Raw genomic sequence first — 19,280 nt, forward strand, 5'->3', positions numbered from 1 at the left:
TCCCAAATGGATAACCGCCTCAAGCAGCGCTTCAACAATCCAAACGCAAACAGTGAAGCTCAACGACCGGCATGGAGAATACCTAACCGGAAAAGAGCAGTACGGTAGTAAGACATTTCAATGTTCAGGGACTATCCCGACCGATTCTGCCTGCGCAGTAGAAAAAGAACGCAGTAGACTACTCTCTTTATTAAGTGGTAAAGATTTAATCGTTTATCGCGATGACGATGATACCATCTTTTACCGATGCCGATTAACAGGGCAGATACAGATAACCTATTATAATGGAGAAAATCTTCATAAAGTCTTTACGATTAGTTTTACCCTTAAAGCCTTTGATCCGTTTGGCTATGGACAACGGAAAATCGAAACGATTGCAGGCGGAAGACGAGATATATCCATTGTAACCGAAGGGAATTTATCCACCGTGCCGGAGATTGCTATAGGCGATATCGAAAAGGTTTCAGGTCTTTTAGTGCACTGTAATGGAACGGAGCTAAAAATTTCCCGTGAAATAGCGATACCGCACGGCAAAACGCTCCTTTATAAAGACGGAACCCTCTTTTTAGATGGGGAAGACTATACACGCCTTTTAACGCTTTCAAGTATTATTCATCCGCTCTACTTTATTGCCGGTCATAATACCGTTTCTATTTATGTTCCGACGGGAACCGTTACGGTTGCTTTTAACGGGAGATATCTATGATTATTTTTTACGATAAAGACGGCGCACGATTGGGAAAAACCTATGAATGCGGGTGGAGCTTTTCACAGAAAAAGAACAAAGAAGGAACCGGTAAACTCGACCTTATCGATTATCCTCACGGCGCAAAATATGCGGAACTTTACAAAGATACAGAAAAGATGCAAACCGTTGTCCTTATCGAGCATTCGAGTAATGAAAGTAAAACAAGTACGAGCGTAAAAACGCTTGAAAGTCTTTTTAAAAATTATCGTATTCCGGAGGCTTGGCACGGATGGGATAAAAAACCTTTAAGCTTTGTGTTAGCTGACGCAATATATGGATTCGATTATATTCAAAAATCCACCTTAGAGGATTTCACCGATTATATCGAAAAAGTCAACATCGGATTAAATAAAATAAAAGACGGCGATATCCACCTTGATTACCGGGAAGTGGGAGATAGTATCCACTATTATGAAAAAGGATCTATTACATTCGCTTTTGACTGCGGGGATGCGGTTGGTCAGCGGTACGTTAGATGGATTGCGACAATCGGTGAAAAAGTCTCTATCAGTGTACAATCGGCTTCCTCTCACACTCCTATCGTCAACATAGCCGATGTTGATTTTTCCGCGTCTCCGGTTCTTTTTCCCCGCCGCGATATAGAACATGATAGCAGTCTGTCAGGGTTAAAAATTGCAAGTGATAAGCGTTATGTTGCAGTACGTTTTATCCTGTCCTATCACAATGCCGACTGGATACAGGATTTCGCAACGCACAAAGTATATAATCAGCATAACACATTAGTCGATAGAACAGTACGCGGCTTTACGCCGGTTATCCGCGCTTTTGAAGTTATTACCAGAAAAAAGACTGAATTTTCGATTAAATCCACTCCTACCGATATGAATGAATTAGTAGAGGGCATAGAGCTTTCTAATACTACTCTCTGGGATGCTATTCAAAAAATACGGGAAAAATACCCCTTTGATACTGCCTGTACGTTTGAAAAGGGGCGTCTTTTTTTCACTTTTGAACGGAGTTTAACGAAAATTAAAAAGGTACAAGCGGACTATCTTTTACGCGCAAGCGACGCCACTACCCAGCAGTTAAATAATACCGTCATTAAAGAATTAAAGCAGACCGTTCAAAAGGTAAATGTACTTCATTGCTACGGAGAAGGGGAAAAACAGCAGCGGCTATACCTTCGTATCCCTGAGGTGGGAACCTATGATAATGGGTCAACGGTAGAAGATACGTTTACCGACACTAAGATAAAAACACGGCAAGAGCTGAAAAAAGCCGGTTTAGAAAAACTTAAAGAAAAACGAAAAGAAGAAAATCCTGTTTTTGAAGTTGAAACGCTCTTACCCATCCGTTTATTTGATGAAGTTTCGTTAGTTCATCCTAAAAGCAACACGATATACGATGTTACCGTGCAAGAAGAACACATTTCATACAAAGAAAATAAGCTTACGCAAAAATTTGGTATCGGCGGTTTTCTTTTTAACCCTCTTTCAGCCCTTATCCCGCAAAAAGATAACGATACGGAGCGCAAAATAGTAAAGTCACCGGTGTGTGTTCAGGCAACGGGAAAACAGAATGCTATCAGTATAACATGGGAGGCTGACGGCGAGGATTTTGTAATAAGATGGAAGGAAAAGACACAGGATTTTTATAACTACCGGCATACTAAGCAAAAACAAGAAGTAATTGAACGGCTGAAAGCTGATACTGATTATACGTTTAGCGTTGCTTCCGTCTCAGACGGACTTTTATCGGATTATACGGCGGAAGTTGTATGCCGCCCGCTTTCCGCCGATATGAGCTTTCCTTTAGACGGAAGTGCATTAGTACATACCTGCTTTGATGAAACACCTCAAGCACTGCCACAAGTTAATCCTTCCTATACAGCATGGCAAAGCCGTATCATTGAATACGATTGTACCGGTAAACAAGCAATTACAATGACATTTGCCGAAGCGCTTAACAATGTCATTATTTTATCGGGCACTTTACACAATGATTTTACCTTGCGCTTATTTTTTGATAGTCAAAACGGTAACGGCGCAAAACAATATCAGATCATTTATAACCTCACCGGCAATTATACCGTTACCATCAAAACCGATATAGCACATACCCGTATCATTACACAACACATTAGAGAAGAAACATACGGCGCAGGATGTTATGCGGTTGTCGATTTTAAAGGAAATATCTGGCATTTTAAAGGTGAAAAAGGTACAGGCGGCACATTACAAAATATAGATGCGGTCGATTTTATTGAAGATACTGATTTTATTATTACCGAAGGGAATAAAGATATTCAGAAGGTGCACAAAACCGGTGCCCTCTCTGCTATTCAACAATTTGATAGCCCCATCGGGGAAGTAAAAATATTTTATGACGGAACGTACAAGCACGGCTTTTTAGAAGCAAACGGACTTCCCTTTAGTCCTGATGTGTTTCCTGAATTTACTGCGTATGTAAAGCGTGTATTTAACACTGGCGCCGATCCTGTTACCGGTTGGCCGCTCCGCCCGAAGCTTACAGGGCAGATGCCTAAAACAAAAGTATTTTTAAAAGCAGTACAGGGGGTATAAACTATGGCATATACAAATGAAGCGTTAGGCAAGGCGTTAGAAGATTTAACCGCCGCTTATAATAATTTTATCACTAAGGCAAAAGAGGCGGCAATCGCTGCAATAGGCAATACGGTTATTGCTCAAGTTAAGCAGGATGCTAAAGAGTATATCGCTTCCGAGCTTGCCGCACAGAAAGACAAATTAGAAAAAGCGATAGAAACAGCTAAGATTGCCTTACACAATAGTGCAATAGAAGCGGACACTACGCTCAGACAAGCGGCAGAAGCGAAGAAGCAGGAACTTGCTTCTCTTATAACTGCCGCAGAAAATGCCATAGAAACAAAGTTGACGCTTGCTAATCAGCAAATCAACGATAAAATACAAAAGACCGTTCAGGAACAATTCGAAGCGGCCGCAGACACAACCGTCAAGGCGAAAATTAATACGGCAATCAATGAAACGCTTATCAAAATCTTTCAAAACGGCTATGTCCAGTGGCCGTGGATGCCGAAACCCGAGACGGTTTTCTCCTTCAAGGGGTACCGCTGGGCGGAAGTAAACTATGACGGTTGTTTTTTCCGTGCGAAAGGAAAAGATGCTAATCCTTTTAACGGGGGTGAACAGGGGGATGCTATAAGGAATATTAAAGGGCTTGTAGGGATTGAAGGAGGTGTAAATCCTTCGGGGCCTTTTTATATAGAAAGCCCTTCGCATAAGAATGTTGAAGCGTGGAACACTGCCGCGCAGGAATATACCACAGAATCTACTTGCTTTGATGCCAGTCGGATCGTTCCGACTGCCGAAGAAAATCGGACGCGTAATAGAACCTTTATCATTTGGAAGCTAGAGAAAATAGAGGGGTAAGAAGTTATGGAATACATCGAAATCAAAAGCAATATCATTACGGGACACTATTGCGGGGCAATACCGGAAAAGGACAACCCTGCAATTGAGTATCGGATCGTCGAAAATTGTGCGGCCAATATCGGCGATGATATCCGTCTGTACACTGACTTACAGACAGGGACTAAAAAGCCGCTTGCGCAGCTGGTTAAAGAAGGGCTCGTCCCGGTGCCGGAAGGTAAAAAGCTCAATGAAGCCGGCACGGATTTTGTTGATATGACGGAAGCCGAAAAGGTTGCTGCCGGTCTTATTCAGCTCAAGGCCGATGAAAAGGTCGAGGGTGCTTACGTCGTCAAAAAGACTGAAAAGAACAGTACGATGCAGGGCTTATCAGCAAGGAAGAATATAACGCATACATTGACCGTCAGCGAGAAGCCGCCTATCGACAAGAAGCGGATCCGCTGGGTATGCAGGTAATGCGCGGAGACATAGATAGGTCAGAATGGCTTGCAAAGATAGCAGAAATAAAACAGCGCTACCCGAAGGTATAAAAAAGGAGTATCTGTCATGGAAGCAATAAACTACGTACCCGGCGGGCAAAATATGATTTTAACGGAAGATGCACAAATAGTGCCGGGGGTTTCCGGCAATGCGTGCTACCTTCCGGCGGGAGTCGGTAAAATAGCCCTTGAAGGAGACCGCAATGAACTATCGGTTTCTCTTTGGCGGCAATGGGATGGCATTGTAGAATCTGATACTCCACGCGGTATTTTTAGTTTTAAGAATATCCAAATCTTTTTCGACAATATGACCGACCTTTTAACCGTTGTTATAAACGGCTTTAAGGCGATTACGGATATTAAAGACGACCAGCAACAAACGCACTGGGGTTTCACTTTCGCAAAAAAATGGGCTGTTTACAGTGTATAAGAATGCAAAAGAGGTATATAGCCTATCGGCAGGAGACAAGCCGGTAGATATGACCAACGGCTTTACCATCGGAGGGGGGCGCACTCATGCGACATTCGATGAGGTACGAGTATATAAAACCGTACTGAAGCAAGGGGAGATAAACGGACTCTTTTATTTAGTAAGCAAGGGCACGCAGGTAAAACAGCTTGAAAAAAATTGTACAATCGGCTACCCCTAAATACCTCGGTGTTACCGAAACGGTACCGACTACCCGAACGGTGGTTATTACCAAAGGCGAAAGGCTGGGGGCACAGGATGCAAACGCAGGCGACTGGGTATTGATGGCTAAAACAGTCGGCGGTTGGAAAGTCGGGGTGTGTTACCGCTGGACGGGTTCGCAATGGATTAACCTTGAGCCGGAATACAACTACACCGAACAGTATCAGGCGGCGCTGTATCATATTTGCGAGATAGAAGAGCTGATGAAAGAAACGGGACACTTCGGGGCGCTGTTTGCGAAGGTGCTGGTAGCACAACAGGCATTGATTGACGAACTTTTAGTCAATCAGGCGTTCATTAAAAATCTTGTAGTTCAAAAACTGCATATCGATAGCGATACAAATAACCCTAATGATTTTGAGACAAAAATAAACAAAACAGACGGCGTATTAGTACGCAATAAAAACAGAACGATATTACATATTGATCCACAAACAGGACAATCTGCTTTTAATGGAGACATAAAAGCAAATAAAATTTTCTTAAACAAAGCAAATCAAGACGAAGGTGTTATTGAGGCGGTCAATAACGGTTGGAAACTTGTTATACAGCCTAGCCTAGAGGGGATTGAATTGTGTATAATGGGAGGCGATGGAGGCACTATGAAGAAAAAACAGTTATATACTTATATATCAGGGGGCTTGATGAGCTTAGCTGTGATGGGTAGTATTTCTTGTTCTAACTTATTTTCTAGCCAAACAACGTTTAACTCGTGGGAAAAAGTAGATATCCCTACAACTCAATACTATAACGGCATGACAAATATATTCACACATCAAGGGCGACTTGTCTTGATGACTAATACAAATGAAATATTTACATCTTCTCTTGAAGGTGTCTTATGGAAAAAGCAAAATGACCTTCTAACAGACGAAAGAAGATTAAGTTTACTAAGCGCGATAAGTGTCGGGGAGAATATTTTCACTATTGGTTCAGAAAACAATAAAATCTTTTTATTTAAATCTAAAGATTTTGGCGTTACGTGGGATAATACAAATATTGAAGCTCATGAGGTTTTTTCCGATTCAGAAGATGTTTTTATATTAAGATATGATGCTTTATATAAAATTTCGGCAAACTTTTTAAATGAAGAAAAAATATATGAATCGCATGGAACTGAAGAAATAATAAATATGGTTTTAAATAAAGAAGTCTGGATAGTGCAGACACATGATCGTCTTCTGCATTATTTTAGATTATATTTTAGCACGGATAAAGGTAAAACGTGGCATAATAGAGCTCGAAACGGTTATGCTTGTACAATCGCATTTGGTGAAGGTTTTATATTTATGGGAAATATTGAAGGATTAAAAAAGAGTCCAGATAAAGGAGTTACATGGGTAACAATTTCAAATGAAGAAGTACGCAGTCTTTTTTATATAGACAAATACTTAATCATTTTATCTAATGATGAAAATAAAGGAGGAATATTTGTGAGTGATAATAATGGGGATTCTTTTTCTTTTATATCCTGTGGATATTCATACGGTTTTCTCTCTATGGTGGCAACCCCAACAGCAAGGATAATAACAACAGATGTCGTGGGAATGTCTGGAGGATCGCGCAAAGCTGTTTTATTAGTTAATAAAAACAAACAATATTTTTAATAACCTTTATCGAGTCGAAATAATGCTATTTTCTCTGTCCGCTCCATATTAACAAAGAAAATACTAGTGTATTTTCAAGAAGATTTTATATAGGATGGTAATATAGAATATGAAGAGATTATATTTTTAATTTTTAATACTTTGCTTTACAGGGTGTATACATGAAATTAGAAGTTCTGTTAATGAAATTCTTTGCCCAAAAGAAATAGCAGATAAAGCGTTGTTTTTTGCTAAAAGATATAGAGATAGTCAAACGGAATATGAATTCGGAGGACAAGATGAATTGCGAGCAATAAAAATAGATTGCTCAGGTTTAATAGTCAATTGTTATCGTTATGCAGTACGTGAATATACCGAATATACATTGCCATTTTTTGACGCTTCCGTTAAAGATTTTTTTCTTAAATATTCAGTTATTACTAATAATCCTAATCCCGGCGATTTGATTTTTATGGGGGATGAAGATACGGATTTCCCAACACATATTGCTTTCTATGTAAAAACAGTTGATGACAATATTTATTTTATTGACTCTACAAAGAAAGAAGCTATGGAAGGGCATCCGTCCATCAATGGGGTAACTGAAAGATTTTATAATAAAAATGATAAAAGGTTTAAATCTTTTGCGAAAATAAAATTATTAAAAAATAGATAATGATGAAAATATTTACTGATCTGAAGCTTTTTTTGCAAGTCTTGCTAATCTTAGGTCAAAATCTCCCATTCTGACATGAGGCATTCTTGAAACTTTTGCAGCTCTTTGGCAGATAAAATAAGCCTCATTATACATTTTTATTCTTTCCAGCAAAATAAGAGGGCGCTCCCAATAAGACGATCCTGTTGGTGTAGTTTTTCCTAAAATTTTTAAGTAAAATATAATAGCTTTTGTAATATCGTCTTTTTCAATGTTTCTAGCTTTCTCATACGTCGATACATATTTTCGAAAATTTTTATCAAAATCAATCATTCCTTCTGTTTCATTTATATTTTCAACATTTATCTTATATTCCATAAAAGCCGTAGTTATATGATTTTCTTGAAAATATACATCTTTCTTAGGTTTTTTAGGTTCGGGTTTTATATCTCCACATTTACGCAATTCAGCAAGTTCTAATTTTGTCAGTTCGTGAGCAGCTTCTAAAAAAACATTCATATCACGTTTTAATTTAAAACAGTCTTGAATACGAGTAACAGGTACTTTTATATCAAGTGAATAGTTTACAAATATTGATGCATCAATTACAGGCAGTTTTTTTATCTCTTGAGGTGTAATATAATCTTTCAGATTTACAGTATTTTTCCCTGTTTTCTGTGTCAAAAGAGTATCAAGATTTTTTAAAAATATATCGTAGTATTTTGTTATATAATTTCTATTAGAAAATTCAAAAGTTTGTGCCATTCGCACTATATCTTTTGCTGTCAGCGGAATATCAAAACTATAAGCCCCAAGTAAATATAAATTATGTGAAAAGATATATTCATATTCATTTTCCTGATTTAATGAATAGAAAAAATCCCTCGCATACTCGCCTTTCCCTTTTAATATGCTGGCAAGAATTATTGCATTGCCGGTATACGTTTGAAAAGACTTTTGTTTGTGTACTTTTCTTAATTTTAAAACAACAGTCATTGCTCTGTCAAAATCACCATCTAACAAATGGCGCTCAAGACCATAGTACAAGAGAAAAACATATCCTATATCTATATCAGCTATATATGGATTAGTTAAAAAATTTAAATACTTCCATCTTTGTTCAGGTGTTAATTCTGAATGAGGCATAATTGTATCTCGTGAGCCGTAACAGGGGAAATAATGCAATTTTTCAACACCTTCCGCATTTTCTGGTTTGTTTATGGGAAGTTTTGTAAAAATAACACTAGGTTCTATTGTTTCGTTATATTCATAAACAAAAGTAATACAGTCAACATTATATTCATATACCTTTTTAGGTTTTGCGTATAATTTTTATATTTACCGTCTCCTATCCAGATAAGACCTTCTAAATCAGGATGGATTCTTTTAATAACTTCTTGACTGATCTCTACTGATGGTATTTCCCTTTGTTTTATTTCATCAAAAACATTTTCGTGTTGTTTTGAGATACATTTTCTTGGGGAACTAAATTACTATTAGCTTTCGCTTAAATAAATCAAAACAGACATATATATCCCTTTCTTTTTAAATCGGCTAAAACAAACAAAAGCTAAATAATTAAACATTTTTGTTTACCCGATTCGGCAACCCTGTTGTAGATGGTAGCCTATTCAGGCAGCTATTGTCCCAAGCCCTGTGTCGGCAAGGCGTATACGTTTAACGGTGCTGATGCAGACAAGCTGCGGATAGGGCGGTGGTTTTAACTAAAACCTGATAGTAAGTAAGCAAAAGCGGAATTAGTATACTATAAGCGGCGTGAAAGGGCAACATGGGATGAATTGCCTTTTCATGTTAAATCTAGCCGGAAACGGAATGATCGGCTTTTTTAGGAGGGGATGGGAACAGAAAAGATTGGCGAAGATATAAAACTATGATAAAATTATCTCCATAAACTTAAACTATTCGAGGAGTTTATGTTATGACTACTTATTTTACTACCAATGGCAGGGTTATTTCTGACCTTTTGGCTTCATATTCTAATACTTTTTTGGCATTTTTAGAGTTAGTCAATAACTCTATTCAAGCAAAGGCTACCAGAATAGATATAACAATAGATGAATATAAACTTGAGGAAGTCTCTCCGATACCGACTATCTCTATAACGATCGTTGACAACGGAGAGGGCGTGTGCTTTGATGATGTTGAACATAAGCTATTCGACATTGGTACTGTTTCTAAAGCAACCGGCAAGGGGATCGGACGATTTGCAGCCTTTCAGATTGGTAAAACAGTCTCAATCGAAACAGTCGGAGAAAAAAACGGCAAAAAAACAAAAACAGCCTTCACCTTGAATAGTAAAACAATCAGTACAAGTCATACAAAGATTATCCTATCAATATAGATAATGAGCCTTCTACAAGCAACACGTACTATAAAGTTATTATACAAGATTTATATACCGCTGACGAAATTACAGAAAACCCAAAGAGGAAAATTTCAAAACAGTTATTATTAGAAAATATCCATAGGGAATTGTTTTTATGTTATTCCGACCTGATTTTACAATCAGCAATCCATATATTTGTTAATAACCGTGAAGTTTTAACAAAGGATTTTCTTATTGAACCGGCTGAGCACAAGACATTTATATGCAAAGTAGACGGGCATGATATAACAGGAGATTTAACCTTTATTCATTATATATCTAACAAACAAAAAATAAGAAGTATATATCGTACTGAAAACAACGGAATAAAATCGCAAATTTATACAGAATCTTTATCTCTTGATTTGCCTAACGATGACGGGTGGAATATATTAGTAGACGCTGATGTTCTTGACGCAACCACGGGATTGTTCCGCAACTTAGATACTGAACTTGACGAGGGCGCTAAAAATTTCAAGCAAAAAACAAATGAAGAGATAAGGCGCTATTTTATGGAGAAATTTCCTGACTATTATAATTTTCAAAAACTTCAAAAAGACGCCTATTACCCGTATAGATCACAAGAGGCGCCTTCCCAAGCGCACGTTATTACATTTAATCAGATAGCGTATTATCTTGAAAATGAATATAAACTTTTAAGGAAGAATATTGATACAAGAAAAATCATTTATCCGCTGATAAACCTTGCTATTGCTAATGGAGATTTACGGACTATTTTATCATATTTTACGAATTTAAATCCTGCAATAATAAAAAAATTTAAAGAATTGCTAGATACTGTTGATCTAGAAAATGTGATAGAGTTTTCAACAGACATTGCAAAAAAAACATCTTTCTTAGATTTCTTGAATACGATTATATATTCTGACATAAGCAAAAAGGTAAAAGAACGATCGGAATTACATAAAATTATTGAAAATAATCTATGGCTTTGGAGAGCAGTATGTCAATACACTGAAATTATTCTCCGACAAAATTTGCAAAATAATTTACAAGAACTTCGTGCTGCTTATTTTTCATACGAGCCTACAATAAGTGATGAGAATCTCATTGAATGCGCAGATGCTAAAATTAAAGATATAACCGATTTGTTTTTCTTTAATGAAAATATAATCAATGACACGCAAAGGGAAATAATGATAGTGGAGTTAAAAGCTCCATGCTGCGCCATTGGACAAAAGAGTTAAATCAAGTAGATCGATATTTATATGATATTGAACAAAAAGGGTGTTTCGCGAAAAACTTAAATTATAAAATAATTTTAGTAAGTTCAGAGTTAAGAAATTTTGCAAAATCAAAAGTTGGGCAATTTGACAAAGCAGATAAACACTTATATACAAGATCACAAAATGCTAACATATCAATTTATGTGTATCAATGGTCAGATATAATAGCAGAAAATAGGAGAAGATTATCATTTTTAGGGAATGCCCTTAAAGTCAAAGATACTAATATTCAAAAATTTATTAAAGAGAAATATCCAGATTACGGGATAAAAAAAGCAGTTTTATTGGATGAGTAATTCATCATATCCATAGTATCGACAGAGTATTTAAAGAATCCCTCCCTTGTTGCCGAAAATGGCCATAAGCAGAAATCTTATCAGTTGAGGAGGTATCTTTTTATGAAAAGCCTAGGACAGCCGTGGTGTATCTTTCCGCGAAATAAAGCCAATGGGATTCTCTATTTCCAATTAAAAGATAAAGAAACCGGCGAATATATGACCGCAAAAAGTACCGGCACGAAGGATAGAAATGAAGCGATCCGTTTTGCCAGTCGGTGCTGGGCAGAATATGACCGTACCGGTACAGTCCGGTATAGTACCGGCAATAACATTGCAGCAACGGATGAAGGGACTCATGTTATCAACGCAGACATAAAGGCGTATACTCAAACGGCCATTGATACGATTGTGCAAGGCGTACAGGGCGCTGTTTGTCATAACAATTCCGTACAGCCATACTCTGTATCAGCCGCAGAATACGAAGATGCTCCGGAAGAGATTAAACCACTTTTAGATCGACTATCAACGCTTACCTTTTATGAGTATATCCTCCTTTACTGGAACTATGATGAAAGTCCGTTCATTAAGGGCAAGATACGGACAGGCGCAACTCCGCCAAATCCTGAGCGATTTTACCATCATACAACATGTATTAAAAAGTATGAAAAGTATTTTCCTTCTTGCTTGCTTACCGAAATAACCGGCACGAAAATCGATACAATGCTCGGTGCAATTAAGGGGGCAGGTAAGCTGAAAGAAAGTACCATGCACAAATACTACTCTATCTGTATTCAAGCCCTTCGTTTTGCGTATCGCAATAACCTTCTTGCGCGAGATATTTCACAGCAGATAACGAGAGAATCAAAGGCAACGCGGAAAAAAGCTAAAAAAGAAGCGGAAAAGGCTACTTTTACAAAAGAGGAAATCCGGCAACTTTTCAATGGCGAGCATAATCCGTTCGGCTCTCAAATAAATTGGCTTATCAATGAAGTGCTGTTTAAAACCGGTTGCCGCATTGGAGAAATACAAGCCCTTCAGATGCAAGATTTTATCAAAAATTCAGACGGATATGCGCTCAAGGTTGACAAGAACTATTGCAGAACCGGCAAGCGGCTTAAATGTACAAAAACAGAACGCAGCGACATTGTTCCCCTTTCCGCCGACCTTGCAGAAAAATTGCTCGCACATCTTGAAAGCAACCCGTCTCAAGATGATCCGGAGGCATTTATATTTAGCTCCCGACGAGATGCACATAAACCGTTCTGCTATGAAAGTTTTAACGATGATTTTAATAGAACAATGAGACGATTAGGGATGAAGCGAACGAATTTGACAATACACAGCTATAGGCATACGTTTGCTACCTTTTTACGGCTTGCCGGATTTTCAGAAGAAGAGCTCAAATTTTTAACACGACACGACTGCATAGCTGAGGTGCGGCATTATGCCGACCACTATACGCCTGAAATGGAGCAACTCAAATACAAGGCAGTTAGCGCACTCGATAAAATTATAGAGTAAAGCTGGTACGAAATAGCTATCTTAAAGACATTTTTTTTCACACTTTTTGAATGGCACTTTATACGCCTGACAGGAAAGCTGTATACAAATGACTCGCAAAAACACGCTAAAAATCCTAAAAATCGAAAAAAAATAATCGAAAACAAACACAAAAAAAATAAAAACATGCTTGACAAGAATACGTTCATAGCTTAATATGAAAATAGTTAGAGCTACACAGTTTTTTTGACAGATAAAGTGTAAGATAACTAATTAAAAATATGTACTAAGAACGCCATAAAATAAGCGTTTTACCCTATCTTTTAGTGTTTTTTCCTGATACAGAGTTATTCTTATGACGAGTTTGCCGCAAGGCAAACTCGCTGCTGCTGACAGGATGTCAGCGGTTCTTCACAGTATCGAGTTTCTCATTAGAAAAACTCGCAGCTCAAGAATGTACCTCCTGTACATTCTTGAGCTGCGAGTTCGCAATGTGAACTCGCTATTGCGTGGAACCACGGACATCCCTGTCCGTTCTGATACGTTGAGGATTTTCAGAAGCGGCATGGATGCCGCTGGTTTAAACAGAAGCGATGTTTCGGCTCCGACCGAAACTCGCCGTCAAAAGCGTACACGGAAGTACGCTTTTGACAGTGCGACGCAGTAGATGCACCATATATTTTCAAAAGAGAGGAGGTAAGAAATATCTTAATAGCCGAATATGATTACGATACCGATATTGCAGTACAGAGACAGGAAAGTTTAATGCTTGGGATACAACAAGGAGAAGCTCGCTGTTCCCGCCAAAAAGCGCTTGAAACGGCAAAGACAATGCTGACTATGCACTATCCGTTTGAGGATATTTGTAAGATTTCAGGACTTTCGCCGGAGGAAGTACGGTCGATTAGTAATTTGTAATGCAGGTATTAGGCAGGAAAACTGCGAAAAAGTAGCTGCCTTTTAAGGCCTGTCCAGCCTCTCTTTTTCTGCGTGGGAGTAAAAAAACAGCCCGGTGCGTTTACCCTGTCTTAACCCTACAAGACAATTCTATCATTCTCCTGCCGTTTTACCTTGCCGTTTTTTTCCAGAACATTGAGTAGGGGGATGACATATTTGCGCGAAAGATTTGTCGCGGTACGGGCATCTGCAATGGTGATGATGTCGCCTGCTTTTTCCCTTTAAGATAGCGGCAATCGCTTTGTCGTATATCTCACGGTGGTAGTGCAAAAAGTTTTCCAATACAACGAGTTTGCCGAGCTTTACCAAATCGCGGGCGTCTTTCCGCACCTGCGGCAGCTGGATTTTATCTATTTCGATACCGTCAAACCCTGCTTTAAGCGCCAACTGTAACAGCTGCTGTGCCGTTTTCGACAAGGTATCTCCGCTGCCTGCCAGCTTGTACACACTGCCTTCATTGATCAGTTTGTTTTCCGCACACAGTTTTTTCAGGATTTCCTGCCGCACCTTTACCGGCACAGCCGTATCGATTTCCTCTGCCGTAAAACCTGCCTGACTTTTCTTTGCGGTCTCTAAAATCTTTGCTTCCCATTCGGCGAGCTTCTTGGTAAAGATGAGCTGTTTGCCGCAGGCCGTAACGTCTTTTGCGTCAGCCGAAAGCTCCTTAGGTTCCGCGCGGTCTTTTTCTATAAAGCCGGTGATAAAAAAGCCGCAGCTTTTCCACGACGGTAATTCCCGTCCGGCATACACCGAAAAGAACTGTTTAAAGACAGCCGCGCGGTAGGAGTCAAAGGCCGCAAGTATTCTGCATGAGGCGAGAATGGAACTTCCCCCATGCCTGATAAGGACGGCCGGTTGGTTCCAGCGTCCGGCGATAGGTTCCTGCAAGGACACCCGCGCCAGCGTAGGATCGATTTTGTTAAAGTGAATCGCGCCGATGGCATTGGTACTGCCGGTGGCAAGTTCCAGTTCGATATGATTTTTCATACCGGCGCCGGTTTCCTGTTTGTTAAAATATTCATCGACGCGGACGAGCAATTCGGAGCCTTGCAGCACGGGACTTTCGCCAATGCCTGCAAGCAGCATCCCGCGTTCTACCTTTTCCTTTCGGATATTTTCAGGTTGAGCGCCGTCCGCATTCCCGATTCGGAAGAAGATACGTCGGCGTGGTGATTTTGGATGTTTTTAATCTTGCACTCGGTTCCGCCGGGATAGAGTGCAAGCTGATCGCCGACGGCAATGCTTTTACCGCGGAGCGTACCGGTTACCGTGATGCCGATTCCTTTCAGCGTAAAGGCGCGGTCGATATACAGGAACGGCTTATCCAATGGAGCGGTACGGACGGCGCTCAATAATTCCGTAATTTTTTTCTTGAGTTCGTCGATACCCGCGCCGGTATGTGCGGAAACAGCCACCGAGGGTAATTCCCGTCCGAGGATTTCGCGGCAATGTCGGTTTGCATCTTCCCGTATCAGCTCGATCATATCGGGATCGGCCAAGTCGGATTTGGTTATGACCAACAGGATGGAGTTGATATGCATCGCTTTAAGTACCCGCAGGTGATCCGACGACATCTGCATCCATCCGTCGTCTGCTGCGACAATCAGCATTGCTGCGTCAAGTCCCCACGTGCCTGCCACCATGTTACGGATAAACCGTTCGTGTCCGGGAACATCGACGATGCCGACCGTTCCGTGTACGGGATCTTCCAAGGCGGCAAAACCTAGCTCAATAGTCATACCCCGCTTCTTTTCTTCGGGGATGTGGCTGGTTTCCACTCCGGTTAAGCATTTTACCAATGCGGTTTTGCCGTGATCGACGTGTCCGGCGGTTCCTAAAATATATGCCATAGTCAACGTACCTCTATAATTTTTTTAGAGATTTCCTGTAATTCTTGGATAAGATATGCATCATCGGCAGGGTTTACGGCGGCAAGGTGTAGCAGCAGCCTGTCCTCCGAAATAATAGCGATAATCGGAATGCTGCAAAACCGCAGCGCTGTCTTTACCGCTTCCGGTTTATGCGTGTGCAGCATAATTGCCCATGACGGGAAGGCTTCGTCGGGGGTGCTGCCGCCGCCGAGCGAGAAAGGGTAGGGGACAACACATGCGGTTCCGGGCGGCAGTTTTCTCACAAGTTTTTCGCTCCGTTTTTTTATCACGGCAGGGTCAAGCAGCAACGCTTCGGCCGCGGCGCTCTTTCCGTTATTCAGGTAGTGCACGAGGGTCTCTTCCATTAGAGCGGCAACGGCGCGGCCTACCCGATAGGTGCGCATCAGCGGATGGCGGGCAATGAGCGCGATTAAATCTTTTTTGCCGGTAATCCATCCGCACTGAGGGCCGCCGAATACCTTATCTCCCGAAAAACAAACGAGGTCGGCGCCTTCTTTTAATAAGGCCGGTACGGTCGGCTCGTCTTGTAGGCTAAGCGAAATAACGCCTGACCCTTGATCCACCGCAAGAATAATCTCAGGCGGTAAGGCCTGGCGGATGGCGCTCAGGGAGGGCTGCTCCGTAAAGCCGCGGATCTTATAGTTTGAGGTATGCACCCATAGCACCATTGCCGTCTGTTCGGTAACGGCGGCGGTAATGTCTTCAAGGGTGGTGATGTTGGTAGTGCCGACTTCTACGAGCGTACAGCCTGCCTCCCGCAGAATATCGGGGATGCGGAAGCCGCCGCCTATTTGCACCTGCTGGCCGCGCGCAACGATAACCTCTTTCCCGCTTGCAAGCGCTTTAAGTAACAGAAACACGGCGGCGGCGTTGTTGTTCAGCATCAGCGCCGCTTCCGCACGGACAAGCGTACTCATCGCTTCGACGGCAAGGGGAACCGCTGCCCCGTTTGCCGTCCTCCAAATCCATCTCGATAGCCGAGTATGATTGGGCGGCTTCCTTTGCCGCATCCCAAATACCGTGCGGAAGCGGGCTTCGTCCGAGGTTGGTGTGCAGGATAATGCCCGTCGCGTTGATAATCTTCGAAATCCGTTTCCGTATATGCTTCGTGCACCGCTGCCGGATGTCCGCTATACACGCATCAAAAGACGGAACGGCGGCTCCTTTTAAAGCCTCAGCCCGTATCTGCTTGATATACTCCGATACGATAGAGGCTACAATCGGTCTGCCGAGCTTTTCGATGCAGTCGGAAAGATCATGATGTGACAGAAGTTTTTCGACTTGCGGTATCTGTGCCAGTGAACCGTGCATGGCGGTTACCCTTTTTCGTTTGTGATGGTGAGCGCCGACACCCATTTTGTCCGTAGAATCAGGATGATTGCAATCAGTGCAGTCGCCATATTTGAAAAGAGGTTTCCCCAAAAGATTGCGTAGTATTGTAGGATGTGTTCCGTCGCCAGTACAAAGATGTAACGCAGCAGCCATATACGGAGCACACCGAGCACAAGCGGCATCTTCGTTTTGCCGAGCCCGATAAACGCACCCTGAATGGTCATACAAATACCGAAGCCGATAATCGAATAGGTGTAGATGTTGAGCGCGTTGTTTGCAATACCGATAATTTCCGGCTCCCGCCTGAATAAGACGGTCAGATAAGGCGAAAGCGGAATCATAATCGAAATCATTATAATAGCGATGATGATACTGGTGATGCAGCCGAGAAGACAATCCCGCTTTGCCTTTTGCGGGTATCCTGCACCGATGTGCATACTGACCATCGTCGTAATTGCCGCGCTAAAAGCCGCAGGCAGGTTGAAGCACAGCGCATTGATATTGCTTGCGATTCCCTGTGCCGCGACCACAATAGCTCCGTATTTTTCAATCTCTTTATTGATAAGGAAAAAGCCTAAGTATAAAAAAGAATAGTTGAACATTGCCGGAAACCCGACTTTCAGAACCTCTTTGATGATTTTTGAATCGAACTTGAAGTTTTTAACATCGAGTTTGTCCGGGCTGTTGTGGATGAATAATTCGTATACCATCCAGATTGTAATGCATACGTTTGCCAAAGCGAGGCCAGTACGCAGCCGATAATTTCGAGCCGCAACATATAGAGAAAGAGAAAATTCCCGACAACCTTTAAGATAAAGAGAATAGTCATTCGGGTAAAAGCCGCTTTGGTTTCCCGTTTGCGTTTTGATACCGTTATACACGGCCTCTAAAAAGCTGAACGGTAAGACGATGCTGTACCACGAAATATATTGGCGGACATACGGAGCAATATCGCTCTGTAATCCCCGCGAAACCGTGATACTGATGATAAGGAGCAGCGGCGCACTGATGATTCCGAGCATGACCGCAAACAAAAATATTTGCGCAGCAATCCTTTTTCCTTCTGCGATTGCGCCTTTTCCATTCAGCTGACCGATAATTGCCATTGCGGCTACGCTTAACCCCTGCGACAGTCCTAACACCATCGAGATAATCGGCTGAGAAAAAGTTACCGCCCCCGTTACGGCATAACCGGTCAGGTTATTGATAAAAAGCCCGTCGGTAAACGGCATCATCGCCTGCACGGTATTCATCAGTAACGAGGGGAGAGAGAGGATAAGCAATGTCTTGACGGGGTTTGCGGTAAGGATGAGTTCGCGCCGCGCTTCCGTGGATTGCTTCAGGAATGTCTTCATACGGCAGAAAGCCTATATGCCGCTATTCCACGGAAATAACCGAAGCAGTCCGGCCATCGGCCATGTAAACGTGCTTGTGGTTTGTCGTATCGGGAATTTGTTTGCCATCTGTAAAGTAAGCGTAATACCAAACGCCATTCGGTAGCGGAAGGTATAATTCGTATCGACCGGGCATCACTCTTCTAAGTTGTACATAAAGGGATCCCAGTTATTGAACGTGCCCGCAAGGTATATCCGTTTGCCCGATTCTCCTTGATAGACAAAACGAGTTCTGCCGTTGTTTTCAACAGCGGTTTTGTATTCTTTTTGATACGGAATCTTTAAAACCGAAAGAGACATCCCGGCGGAATAGTCGAATATTTCATCGGGATTGAGCGGGTCTGTAGACCAGAGACCGTTAATAACCAGCCGATAGCGCAGCTCTCTCATTTCTTCCAGGTATCTGCATGATATAGAAGAGGATTGATTTTTAGTTTCGGTACTATCATCGCTTCGATACAAGCGCTGGAAAGAATGAATCGATTGAAAGTTTTCATGTTCAAAGGCGATACCGACATGGCGTGCGGATCCTGCTGCCGTAAAAATGATATATTTTCCGGTGATAAGCGGCGCACCCGTCCGTGCAATTGTTTCAACAAGTTCGCCGTAGGTGTATGTGTCGATGGCAGGTTGTTCCACGCTTGCGCCGCGATCAGTATACACAAGAAAAAAAAGACCGCCACGGTTTTTTGCCGTATTGCATTGCGCATGATGTCCTCCCCGAATATTTTAACCGGTTGTTATCT

General features: G+C 41.4%; 19 protein-coding genes and 2 pseudogenes. 14 read left to right on the forward strand and 7 right to left on the reverse strand.

Going from position 1 to position 19,280, the window contains the following annotated elements; genetic code table 11:
• Positions 1-10: 10 nt before the first annotated feature.
• From GWP43_RS04875 to GWP43_RS04910, 8 genes are all read left to right on the forward strand, one after another.
• Positions 11-706 carry a phage tail family protein gene (locus GWP43_RS04875; RefSeq protein WP_414162728.1) on the forward strand — a complete coding sequence of 232 codons (696 nt, stop codon included), beginning with the start codon at positions 11-13 and terminating at the stop codon, positions 704-706.
• Complete coding sequence (locus GWP43_RS04880) at positions 703-3,291, forward strand: fibronectin type III domain-containing protein (protein WP_162663162.1); 2,589 nt, start codon at positions 703-705, stop codon at positions 3,289-3,291. Before GWP43_RS04875 ends, GWP43_RS04880 begins: the two co-directional genes overlap by 4 nt.
• 3 nt (positions 3,292-3,294) lie before the next feature.
• Complete coding sequence (locus tag GWP43_RS04885) at positions 3,295-4,137, forward strand: ATP synthase F0 subunit B (RefSeq protein WP_162663164.1); 843 nt, start codon at positions 3,295-3,297, stop codon at positions 4,135-4,137.
• 6 nt (positions 4,138-4,143) lie between these two features.
• A complete protein-coding gene (locus GWP43_RS04890) occupies positions 4,144-4,593 on the forward strand; it encodes a hypothetical protein (RefSeq protein WP_230978041.1) in 450 nt (149 codons plus the stop codon).
• Positions 4,594-4,683: 90 nt separating this feature from the next.
• A complete protein-coding gene (locus tag GWP43_RS04895) occupies positions 4,684-5,046 on the forward strand; it encodes a hypothetical protein (protein WP_162663166.1) in 363 nt (120 codons plus the stop codon).
• Positions 5,039-5,266: a LamG domain-containing protein gene (locus GWP43_RS04900; RefSeq protein ID WP_162663168.1), complete on the forward strand. Its 228-nt coding sequence runs from the start codon at positions 5,039-5,041 to the stop codon at positions 5,264-5,266. The genes GWP43_RS04895 and GWP43_RS04900 overlap by 8 nt, the downstream gene beginning before the upstream one ends.
• Positions 5,235-6,914, forward strand: coding sequence for a WD40/YVTN/BNR-like repeat-containing protein (locus tag GWP43_RS04905; RefSeq protein WP_162663170.1), 1,680 nt, complete (start codon positions 5,235-5,237; stop codon positions 6,912-6,914). Before GWP43_RS04900 ends, GWP43_RS04905 begins: the two co-directional genes overlap by 32 nt.
• Before the next feature lie 220 nt (positions 6,915-7,134).
• The gene (locus GWP43_RS04910) at positions 7,135-7,569 is read left to right on the forward strand and encodes an NlpC/P60 family protein (protein ID WP_162663172.1); all 435 of its coding nucleotides are present in this window, start codon (positions 7,135-7,137) and stop codon (positions 7,567-7,569) included.
• 12 nt (positions 7,570-7,581) lie between these two features.
• On the opposite strand, the gene GWP43_RS04915 is transcribed toward GWP43_RS04910, so the two are convergent.
• A complete protein-coding gene (locus GWP43_RS04915) occupies positions 7,582-8,832 on the reverse strand; it encodes a TerB N-terminal domain-containing protein (RefSeq protein ID WP_162664745.1) in 1,251 nt (416 codons plus the stop codon).
• Positions 8,833-9,487: 655 nt separating this feature from the next.
• Between GWP43_RS04915 and GWP43_RS04920 the strand changes: the two genes are divergently transcribed.
• The 6 genes from GWP43_RS04920 (at position 9,488) to GWP43_RS14545 (ending at position 13,877) form a co-directional block, all read left to right on the forward strand.
• On the forward strand, positions 9,488-9,910 hold the full coding sequence (locus tag GWP43_RS04920; protein ID WP_162663174.1) for an ATP-binding protein: 423 nt from the start codon (positions 9,488-9,490) through the stop codon (positions 9,908-9,910).
• Positions 9,911-10,041: 131 nt separating this feature from the next.
• Entirely contained in the window at positions 10,042-11,142 is a 1,101-nt protein-coding gene (locus GWP43_RS04925; RefSeq protein ID WP_162663176.1) for a hypothetical protein, read from the forward strand.
• Positions 11,115-11,477 carry a hypothetical protein gene (locus GWP43_RS04930; RefSeq protein WP_162663178.1) on the forward strand — a complete coding sequence of 121 codons (363 nt, stop codon included), beginning with the start codon at positions 11,115-11,117 and terminating at the stop codon, positions 11,475-11,477. The genes GWP43_RS04925 and GWP43_RS04930 overlap by 28 nt, the downstream gene beginning before the upstream one ends.
• Before the next feature lie 102 nt (positions 11,478-11,579).
• Positions 11,580-12,980 (forward strand): tyrosine-type recombinase/integrase, encoded by a 1,401-nt coding sequence (locus GWP43_RS04935; protein WP_162663181.1) that lies wholly within the window; start codon positions 11,580-11,582, stop codon positions 12,978-12,980.
• Between the two features lie 334 nt (positions 12,981-13,314).
• Positions 13,315-13,626, forward strand: coding sequence for a hypothetical protein (locus GWP43_RS04940; protein WP_162663183.1), 312 nt, complete (start codon positions 13,315-13,317; stop codon positions 13,624-13,626).
• A 98-nt stretch (positions 13,627-13,724) separates the two neighbouring features.
• Positions 13,725-13,877, forward strand: a complete 153-nt coding sequence (locus tag GWP43_RS14545) for a hypothetical protein (protein WP_230978043.1) — start codon at positions 13,725-13,727, stop codon at positions 13,875-13,877.
• A gap of 116 nt (positions 13,878-13,993) precedes the next feature.
• Here GWP43_RS14545 and GWP43_RS15525 read toward each other — a convergent pair whose 3' ends face one another.
• The 6 genes and pseudogenes from GWP43_RS15525 to GWP43_RS04965 form a co-directional block, all read right to left on the reverse strand.
• A complete protein-coding gene (locus tag GWP43_RS15525; RefSeq protein ID WP_414162729.1) occupies positions 13,994-14,119 on the reverse strand; it encodes a SelB domain-containing protein in 126 nt (41 codons plus the stop codon).
• An 891-nt stretch (positions 14,120-15,010) separates the two neighbouring features.
• Positions 15,011-15,766 (reverse strand): selenocysteine-specific translation elongation factor, encoded by a 756-nt coding sequence (gene selB, locus GWP43_RS14555; protein WP_230978045.1) that lies wholly within the window; start codon positions 15,764-15,766, stop codon positions 15,011-15,013.
• Between the two features lie 2 nt (positions 15,767-15,768).
• Positions 15,769-16,725, reverse strand: coding sequence for an L-seryl-tRNA(Sec) selenium transferase (gene selA / locus GWP43_RS04955; RefSeq protein WP_269138868.1), 957 nt, complete (start codon positions 16,723-16,725; stop codon positions 15,769-15,771).
• The gene (locus GWP43_RS15190) at positions 16,652-17,119 is read right to left on the reverse strand and encodes a hypothetical protein (protein WP_269138869.1); all 468 of its coding nucleotides are present in this window, start codon (positions 17,117-17,119) and stop codon (positions 16,652-16,654) included. Before GWP43_RS15190 ends, selA begins: the two co-directional genes overlap by 74 nt.
• A gap of 5 nt (positions 17,120-17,124) precedes the next feature.
• A pseudogene (locus GWP43_RS04960) lies at positions 17,125-18,495 on the reverse strand (MATE family efflux transporter).
• Between the two features lie 22 nt (positions 18,496-18,517).
• A pseudogene (locus tag GWP43_RS04965) lies at positions 18,518-19,244 on the reverse strand (glycogen-binding domain-containing protein).
• Between the last annotated feature and the right edge of the window lie 36 nt (positions 19,245-19,280).

Origin of the sequence: Treponema vincentii, from assembly GCF_010365865.1 — a bacterium.
Classification (GTDB): Bacteria; Spirochaetota; Spirochaetia; order Treponematales; family Treponemataceae; genus Treponema.